The following is an 8,556-nucleotide window of genomic DNA, read 5'->3' as shown; positions in this document are numbered from 1 at the left end:
CTTGCTTCTTCTGCGCCGCGGTCATCGAACCGGTGAGCAGGGCCACGCGCGTAGCGTTGTCCGCGCCACCGAGCTGGCCGGCCATCGCCAGCGGGCCCAGCACGTCATTGATGGACCTAAGGTGTTGGGCCGCGAGTACTTCCGTCGGCGCGAGCAGCACGCACTGGTAACCGGCGTCCACCAGTTGCAGCATCGCCAGCACCGCGATGATCGTCTTGCCCGACCCGACCTCGCCCTGCAGCAGGCGGTTCATCGGCCGGGTTGCCGAGAGTTCCCCGGCGAACACGTCGAGCACCTCGCGCTGCCCGGCGGTCAGCTCGAACGGCAAGCGCCCCAACAGTTCCGCGGACAAGCCGTCGGGGCGCGGCGGCGCCGGGGGTCCCGATTCCGACAGCTCGCTGTGCCGGCGGGTGACCAGCGCCCACTGCAACCCCACGGCCTCGTCGAACGTCAGCCGCTCCCGCGCCCGCCGCCGCGCCGACTGGTCTTCGGCGAGGTGGATGTCGCGCAACGCGCGGTCCTCGGAGACCAGGCCGTGGCGGCTGCACAGGTCCGCTGGCAGCGGGTCGTCCACCGGGTCCAGGACGTCGAGTACCTGGCGCACGCACCTGAAGATGTCCCAGCTCTGCACCTTCGTGGTCGCCGGATAAATCGGAAAGAAAGCGCGCTCAAACGCCGCCATCTGCACCTCGCCGGTGGTGGCCTGGGAGGCGATCGCGATGTTCTTCAGCGAGCTGGTGCCACGGTTCTTGCCGTCCGGGGAATCGAGGATGAGGAAGGCCGGGTGTGTCAGTTGCATGACGTTCTTGAAGAATCCGACCTCCCCGGACAGCATCACCTTGGTGCCTTCGGTCAGGTCCTTCTTCAGATAATTCGCGTTGAAGAAGGTGGCGGTCACCTTGTTGCGGCCGGCGCCGAGGGTGATGCGGTGGCAGACCTTCTTCGGGGTCTTCTTCATCGGCCAGGTCTTGGTTTCGGTGATCGTGTCGACGATGGTGATGTGCTCGCCGGCCGGTGGGCGCTGGTCGTCGGCGTCCCACCGGGTCGCGCCCTCGGTGTAGCTGCGCGGGTAGTGGCGCAACAGATCGTCGACGGTGCGAATGCCCAACTCTTCTGCCAGCTGATCGGCCGCCTTGGCGCCCACCACGAAGTCCAGCCGGTCGGCCAGCGACGCCACGGCTACTCGACCCCGATCAACAGCGCGTCACCGCGATGGCCGGTGCGGTAGGTGACCAGCTCGGTGCCCGGGTGGTGGTCGTGCATGTGCTTTTGCAGGGTGTCGCTCACGGCCGCGACGTCCTCGTCCGATTCGACGGCGGCGCCGACCAGGACCGTCACCAGGTCCCCGCCGGACGCCAGCAACAGATCCAGCAGGCCGATGGCCGCCCCGATCGCGTCTGCCGCCACGATCAGCACCTCGTCGCCCGCGATGCCCAGCCCGTCGCCCGGCTGGCAGCGGCCGGCCCAGGTCAACGCGCTTTCGGTCGCGATGCGCACGGACGCGTGCCGGGCCGCACCGGCGGCGCGGGCCATGGTGTAGCCGTCGTCCACCGCCTGCCGGCCGGTTTCGTGCACGGCCAGCGCTGCCAGCCCCTGCACCATCGACGCCGTCGGGATCGGCACGACGTCGATCCCCCAGCCGATCGCCGCGGTGCACCCCGCCACCAGCTCCTCGGCGGGCACGTACCCGTTGGGCAGCACCATCACCTGCGCGGCGCCGGTGTCGATGACCGCGCGCATCAGCTGGTGCGCGCTGATGTTCACCGTGTCGCCGGCGGACGGATCGCGCCGCAGCACGCACGCGCCCTCCCCGCCGAACAGCTCGGCGGCGCCCTCGCCATCGACGACGGCCAGCACCGCCCGCTCCCGCGTCCAGCCGCCGACCGGCAGCCCGGCGGCGCCCGAGCTCAGCGCCGAGATCACGATGCGGCTCAGCCGCCCCGCCGCGAGCCCCGCCTCGACCGCCGCGCCGGCGTCGTCGGTATGCACATGCACCGAGTAGGTGCGCTCGGCCGACGACGTCGCGGCCGCGATGCCCACGGAATCGCCCAGCTCCCCGAGCCGGTCCCGCAGCGCGTCCGCGGCGGCCGCATCGCAGCCGTCCAAGCGGTACATCACCTCGAATTGCGGCGCGGGGCGCTCGGCGGCGGCGTCCGGTTGCGGCGTCCGCGGCGACAGCTCGTACACGGTTCGGGCGGGCGCCTGACCGGTGACGGTGGTGCGCAGGGCGTCGAGCAGGACGAGCAAGCCCCGGCCACCGGCGTCCGCGCCGTCGGCGTCGGCGAGCACGTCGAGCTGCTCGGTCGTCTTCTCCAGCGCGACGACCGCGGCGTCTCCGGCGGCGATGATCGCCGGGGTGAGCCCGTCCCCGGCCTGGGCGCACTCCCCGACGGCGTCGGCCGCGGACCGCAGCACGGAGACGATGGTCCCCGGGATTTCCTCCCCGCCCATCGAGGCGATGACCAGGTCCACGCCGCGCCGCATCGACGCCGCCAGAAGGGCGGCATCGATGTGCGGCAGCTCACCGCCGCAATCGGCGGCCGCGACGGCGGTGACGTCGGCGATTCCGCGCAGAATCTGCGACAGGATCACCCCGGAATTTCCGCGCGCGCCGTTCAGGGCGCCGGCCGACATCGCGGCGGCGGCCCGGGCGACGCAGGCCGAGCCGCCCTCGGAATTCAGCCCGGCGTTCGCCTCGGCCAGTGCCGAACGCATCGTGAACAGCATGTTGGCGCCGGTATCGGAGTCGGCGACCGGGAAGACGTTGAGCCGGTTGATCTCGTCGATGTGGGTGATGAGGTCGCTGACGGCGGTGTGCGCCCAATCCCGCAGGGCGATCGCGTCGAGCAGACGTTCCGACGTTCCCAGTGTCAGCCACCTCCTCCACAACCCGCCCCCCGGTGGGCGCCAGCGTAGCCCGGCGACCCGGGCGACGGCCGCCCGTGACCACCACCCCGCGGGCGGGTCGATCCGACCCATTGAGCCTAGCCAGACGGGCCGACAGTGGTGGTGATCGTTTTGGTGGTTGCCACCGGAGTCGGTATCCTGGTTGGGCCCGGGTCAGCCCGGGCTTTCCCGGCCCCGTGTCAGACCGCCGAGCCGGACCCCCGAGATTTGAGGAGCTTGAACCATGGCCGCTGTGTGCGACATCTGCGGGAAAGGCCCCGGCTTCGGCAAGTCGGTGTCGCACTCCCACCGCCGCACCAGCCGCCGGTGGGACCCCAACGTCCAGACCGTGCACGTTGTCACCCGCCCGGGCGGCAACAAGCAACGCCTCAACGCCTGCACGTCCTGCATCAAGGCCGGCAAGGTCGTCCGGGGCTAGGGGCGATCGCAAGCGCTCCGTAGCCGGGCGCTGCGGGTCGCCACCATCGCGGCTAGTCCGGGCTACATCACCACATGCCCGGCGTCGACGGGTATCGACACGCCCGTCACGTAGCGGGCGCGGGGACCGACCAGCCACAGCACCGCTTCGGTCACGTCCTGCGCTTCGACCAACGGCACGTCGGGCAGCAGCATCTGCGAGACGGCCGGGTTCGGGTTCTCCAGCATCCGGTTGACGACGAAGTCATTGAGGATCATCGGGGTCATGACGCCGCTCGGGTGCACCGAGTTGACCCGGATCTTGTGTGGCGCATAGGCGTTGGCCGCCGACCGCATCAATCCCACCACCCCGTGCTTGGACGCCGCGTAGGCGAACATCGCCGCACTGCCGTCGCCGCCCCGGCCTGTCAGCCCCTGCGACGAGCTGACCAGCACGATCGACCCGCCCTGCCCCTTGCGGATGATCGACGGCACCGTCGCCAGCAGTGTGTGCCACACGCCCTTGAGGTTGGTGTCGACGATCGTGTTGAACACCGGTTCGGAATGGGCTTCCGGGTCACCGATCGCCACCACGCCGGCGTTGGCGACGACGATGTCCACCTCCCCGAGTTCGTCGATGCCGCTTTGCACCGCGGCCTGAAGTTGCGGCAGGTCGCGGACGTCGGCGACGACGGGGACTACCTTGCGGCCCGCGGCTTCGACCAGCCGGGCGGTCTCTTCGAGCTCCGATTTGGTGCCCAGCGGGTAGGGAATCGCGTCGATATCGGCGCAGATGTCGACCGCGATGATGTCGGCGCCCTGTTCGGCGAAGGCCACCGCGTGACTGCGGCCCTGGCCGCGCGCCGCACCGGTGATGACGGCGACCTTGTTGTCGAGTTCACCCATGGCTACACCTCCAGCTTCGTGCCGGTCTCTTGCTCGGCGAAGGCCACCAGGCGGGCGGCCGCGCCGTAATCACACGCGACCGGCGACCGGCCGATCAGCACCGGCCCGCCGCGCAGGCCGAACCTCCCGGTCACCCCGACGTAGCTGCCGGGCGGCAACGGTCCGCTGATGCAGTACAGCGTGGGGGCCGCGCCCTCGTCGATGTCGTTGGCCAGCCGGTCGGCCACCACCTTGACCACCTTGTGGGCGGCCGCCATCAGCGGCGAGTCGCCGAGCTGGGACAGGTTCGACGCCACCCAGCCCGGATGGGTGAGCTGGGCGACCACCGGCGACCCGGCCGCACGCAGCCTGCGGTCCAGCTCGAGGCCCCAGAGCATGACCGCGAGCTTGGACTGCGCGTAGGCGCCCAGCCGGGTCCATTTGTGCCGGCGCAGGTGCAGGTCGTCCAGGTGCAGCGTCGCCGACCGGTGCGCGTCGGAGCCGACGTTGATGATCTGCGAGCGCACCCTGGGCAGGAGCAGGTTGGTCAGGGCGAACGGGCCGAGCAGGTTGGTGGCCAGGGTCTTCTCGAATCCGTCGACGGTTTCGGTGCGCCGTTCGGTCAGGGCGCCGGCGTTGTTGATCAGGATGTCGACGTCGTCGTCGATCGAACTGGCGAAGGCGCGCACCGAGGCCTGGTCGGCGAGGTCGACCCTGGCCACCGCGGTCGAGCCGCCCATCTGGGTGGCGCGTTGCTCGCCCAGCTCGGTGTTGCGCACCGCCATGATCACGTGTGCGCCGGCTTTGGCCAGGGCGCGGGCGGTCCCGAGCCCGACGCCGTTGGTCGCTCCGGTCACGACGATTCGTTTGCCGGTCAGGTTGCCGAGCCGGCTCGGCGTCCAAGGTAGGGTCACGGCGATCAAGAGTAATGGTCGGTTCTATGTAAATTGGACCGGTTCTGCCACCATTGTTCGCGGAAGCGGAGGACATGGGTTCGACGGGTGGTCCACATGAGTGACAGCGCAACAGAAATCACCAACCTGATCTACACCTACGCCGAGCTTCTCGACGGTGGCGACCTGGACGGGGTCGCCCGGCTCTTCGAGCACGGCCGCATCTGCGGCGTGGAGAACGGGCCACCGGAGACGGTGTTCGCCGGCGCCGCCCGGGTGCGCGAGATGTATGAGATGGCCACGCGCATCTACGAAGACGGCACCCCCAAGACCAAGCACAACACCACCAACGTGCAGCTGCACATCGACGAGGCGGCGGGGACCGCCCGCAGCACGTCCTACTACTGCGTCACCCAGGCCACCCCCGACCTACCGCTGCAGGTGATCGTGACGGGGCACTACAAGGACACGTTCCACCGGGTGGATGGCGCCTGGCGGTTCGACAGCCGCACCATGTTCGTCGACCAGGTCGGCGACGTCAGCCGGCATTTGAAGTTCTGAGCGGGTCGGCTACTTACGTTGGACGAAAATACTTTTGAAAAGCGCACCGAAAGAAGAGCGCATGCCTGATGACCCCGTCGCGACGGCCTCGCAGCACGAACAGGAGTTGGCCGCACTCGAGCTGATCGAGCACCCGGTCGTCAAGGCCGCTTATCAATCGGTGGCCGAGACCTGGCTGGGCCGGGCCAAGGCGTCGCAGGCGATGCGGGAGCGGTTCGACGACGCGTTCGCCGAGGTGATGTTCTCGGCGGCGGTGTGGTCGTCCAACCAGGACAAGCTGCGGCCCAAGGTCAGCTGTATCACGCGGCTGGCGCACCCCGTCGACGGCCGGCGCATCCCCGGATCACGCTGGGGCATCGACAATCCCGACAGCGTGTACCGGGTGATCCCGATCTCCGGCGACGAGCGCTACGAAATCCGCGGCAGGGTGGGCGAGCACCGGATGACCGAGAACTACTTCACGCTGTGGGACGCGCGCATGGGCACCGTCGGCGTGCTCAACGGGCGCACCATGCGGGTCGACTCCGACGGCAGCTTCACCATCACCGTCGACTCCGACCCCGCGGGCGGGCGGCCCAACCACGCGCAAACCACCCCCGAGGCGCACGAGTTCTACATCCGCGACGTGCTGCTGGACTGGGGCAGGGACGACCCCAATCACCTTGAGGTGCAACGCCTTGGCGGGCCGCCGGCCGCACCGGCGCGCACGCTCGACGAGCAGGCCGAGGCCACCGCGGCGATGATGGACTACTTCGCCAACTTCACCGGCAAGCTCAGCCACGGCGTGTACAAGATGCCACCCAACCATTTCAACCTGGCCTGGTCGGCCGACAAGGCCGGCGCGATGCGCAACCAGGTCTACGTCATGGGTCGCTTCGACCTCGCACCCGACGAGGCATTCGTGGTGGACCTCAACGACGGTGGGGCCGAATACTTCACGGTGCCGCTGAGCAACATCTGGGGCACCACGCTGGACATCCTCGACCGCACCGGCAGCCTCAACAAGGCGCAATCGCTGGCCAACGAGGACGGCAGCTACACATACGTGATCGCGCCGACCGACCCCGGAGTGGCCAACTGGATCGACTCCGACGGCCTGCTCGAGGGCATTCTGACCCTGCGCATGGCCGAATTCGGTGAGGCGGGTCCCCGCGAAGACCTCGGCGCGCGCGGCCGGGTGGTCAAGCTGGACCGCCTCGACGCCGAGGTGCCGCAACTGCCATCGGTGAGCCCGCAGGAGCGCGCGGCGCAACTCGCCGACCGGCGCAGCGCGTATCTGCGGCGCCTGCCGGAAGGGTCGGCCTGAGATGGCGCGCTGGCTGATCACCGGATGCTCGACCGGCTTCGGTCGCGAAATCGCCCGCGCCGCTTTACAAGCGGGCCACAGCGCGGTGGTGACCGCGCGGCGCGCCGACTCGGTGCGCGATTTCGCCGACGAGTTCGGTGACCGGGCGAGGGCCGTCACGCTCGACGTGACGGACCCCGAGCAGATCGCGGCGGCGGTGGCGGCGGCCGACGCGACGTTCGGCGGCATCGACGTCCTGGTCAACAACGCCGGCCACGGCTACCTTGCCGCCGTCGAGGAGGGCGAGGACGCCGAGGTTCGACAGCTGTTCGAGGTCAACTACTTCGGCGCGGTCAACATGATCAAGGCGGTGCTGCCGGCGATGCGCGCCCGTCGCTCCGGGCACATCATCAACATGTCCTCGATGACCGGCCTGGTCGCCAATCCGCCGAACGCCTATTACTCGTCGACGAAGTTCGCGCTGGAGGCGATCACCGAGGCGCTCGCCACCGAGGTGCGGCCGCTGGGGATCAAGGTGACCGCCATCGAGCCGGGCGCCTTCCGCACCGACTGGGCGACGCGATCGATGAAGGAGTCGAGTACCCCGATCGCCGATTACGTCGACGTGGCGGCGCGCAAGGACCTGATCAAGCAGTTCGCCGATCATCTTCCCGGTGATCCGAGGAAGGTCGCCGAGGCCGTGCTGATGGTGACCACGCTCGACGAGCCGCCGCTGCGGCTGCTGCTGGGCCGTGACGTGCTCAAGGCCATGCGCGACAAGCTCGCCGCGCTGTCATCGTCGATCGAAGAGTGGAAATCCGTCACCAAGGACGTGAACTTCGCGGATTAGCGGCGACTTTGGGTGTCATCAGAGGTCCTCACTCGTCGAGGAACACGGCGTGCTCGTCCACCGCGTCGCGCCCGATGCGCAACCTGTTGGCGGGGAAATCGGGGTCGGAGTAGCCGATGGACAGGCCGCACAGGATGTTCAGCTCCGGCGGAATGTTCAGCTGCTCGCGCACCACGTCGGGGTACCCGGCGATCGCCACCTGCACGCAGCTTCCCAACCCGCGCGCGGTCAGGGCGAGCAGCAAGGTCTGCAGGAACATACCCACTCCCATGCTGTCGGCGTAGCCGAGGTCGCGATGCATGCACACGATGGCACCCAGCGGGGCGCGGAAGAACTCCCAGTTGCGCAACACGGCGATACGCCGCGCCTCGCTGTCGTGGCGGGCGATGCCCATCGAGCCGTACACGTGTGCGCCGGTGTCGCTGCGGAAATGGGCGAACTCGGCAGGCAGCTGCGGTACCCGGGGCGGTTCGGCGCGGGCCTTTTCCAGCATCGCGGTCACCAACCGGTCGCGGGCGGCGCCGGCGACGAAAACCAGGTGCCATGGCTGCACATTGGAGTTCGACGGCGCGCGCATGGCCAGCTCCAGCGATTCCCGCACCAGGTGGCGCGGCACTGGGTCGGGCAGGAACAGCCGCGTCGAATGCCGCTCCCGGATGGTGTCTTCCAAGTCGTACATAGCTTCATGGTGTCAGGCCCGCGGCGATCGTGAGCGCGGCGGAGCCGGGCGAAACGGGTCGTTACGTCAAACGGGTTCGTCGTCGTCGGTGTCGCGGAGG

The 8,556-nt window shown here is 69.1% G+C and carries 9 protein-coding genes; 4 read left to right on the top strand and 5 right to left on the bottom strand.

What is annotated here, in order from left to right:
• Together A9X05_RS06715 and A9X05_RS06710 are read right to left on the bottom strand one after the other, a co-directional pair.
• Positions 1-1,177 (bottom strand): DEAD/DEAH box helicase (locus tag A9X05_RS06715; protein ID WP_156736526.1); only part of this gene is annotated, 1,177 nt, incomplete at its 3' end.
• Between the two features lie 2 nt (positions 1,178-1,179).
• Positions 1,180-2,868 carry a DAK2 domain-containing protein gene (locus A9X05_RS06710; protein WP_067780151.1) on the bottom strand — a complete coding sequence of 563 codons (1,689 nt, stop codon included), beginning with the start codon at positions 2,866-2,868 and terminating at the stop codon, positions 1,180-1,182.
• A 262-nt stretch (positions 2,869-3,130) separates the two neighbouring features.
• Here A9X05_RS06710 and rpmB point away from each other — a divergent pair, with 262 nt between their 5' ends.
• Positions 3,131-3,325: a 50S ribosomal protein L28 gene (gene rpmB / locus A9X05_RS06705; RefSeq protein WP_067749870.1), complete on the top strand. Its 195-nt coding sequence runs from the start codon at positions 3,131-3,133 to the stop codon at positions 3,323-3,325.
• 62 nt (positions 3,326-3,387) lie between these two features.
• Here rpmB and A9X05_RS06700 read toward each other — a convergent pair whose 3' ends face one another.
• Together A9X05_RS06700 and A9X05_RS06695 are read right to left on the bottom strand one after the other, a co-directional pair.
• Positions 3,388-4,209 carry a mycofactocin-coupled SDR family oxidoreductase gene (locus tag A9X05_RS06700; RefSeq protein WP_067780145.1) on the bottom strand — a complete coding sequence of 274 codons (822 nt, stop codon included), beginning with the start codon at positions 4,207-4,209 and terminating at the stop codon, positions 3,388-3,390.
• 2 nt (positions 4,210-4,211) lie between these two features.
• Positions 4,212-5,102, bottom strand: a complete 891-nt coding sequence (locus A9X05_RS06695) for an SDR family NAD(P)-dependent oxidoreductase (protein ID WP_067780148.1) — start codon at positions 5,100-5,102, stop codon at positions 4,212-4,214.
• A gap of 96 nt (positions 5,103-5,198) precedes the next feature.
• On the opposite strand from A9X05_RS06695, the gene A9X05_RS06690 reads away from it, so the two are divergent.
• From A9X05_RS06690 to A9X05_RS06680, 3 genes are all read left to right on the top strand, one after another.
• The gene (locus A9X05_RS06690) at positions 5,199-5,642 is read left to right on the top strand and encodes a nuclear transport factor 2 family protein (RefSeq protein WP_067780142.1); all 444 of its coding nucleotides are present in this window, start codon (positions 5,199-5,201) and stop codon (positions 5,640-5,642) included.
• Positions 5,643-5,703: 61 nt separating this feature from the next.
• On the top strand, positions 5,704-6,948 hold the full coding sequence (locus tag A9X05_RS06685; RefSeq protein WP_067780139.1) for a hypothetical protein: 1,245 nt from the start codon (positions 5,704-5,706) through the stop codon (positions 6,946-6,948).
• Between the two features lies 1 nt (position 6,949).
• On the top strand, positions 6,950-7,777 hold the full coding sequence (locus tag A9X05_RS06680; RefSeq protein WP_067780136.1) for an oxidoreductase: 828 nt from the start codon (positions 6,950-6,952) through the stop codon (positions 7,775-7,777).
• 28 nt (positions 7,778-7,805) lie between these two features.
• Here A9X05_RS06680 and A9X05_RS06675 read toward each other — a convergent pair whose 3' ends face one another.
• Entirely contained in the window at positions 7,806-8,456 is a 651-nt protein-coding gene (locus tag A9X05_RS06675; protein WP_067780133.1) for a nitroreductase, read from the bottom strand.
• Positions 8,457-8,556 lie beyond the last annotated feature (100 nt).

This window comes from Mycobacterium sp. E3298 (genome assembly GCF_001666895.1).
GTDB lineage: Bacteria > Actinomycetota > Actinomycetes > Mycobacteriales > Mycobacteriaceae > Mycobacterium.
The sequence above is the reverse complement of the archived record's forward strand: the minus strand, read 5'-3'. Positions and strand labels throughout refer to the sequence as shown.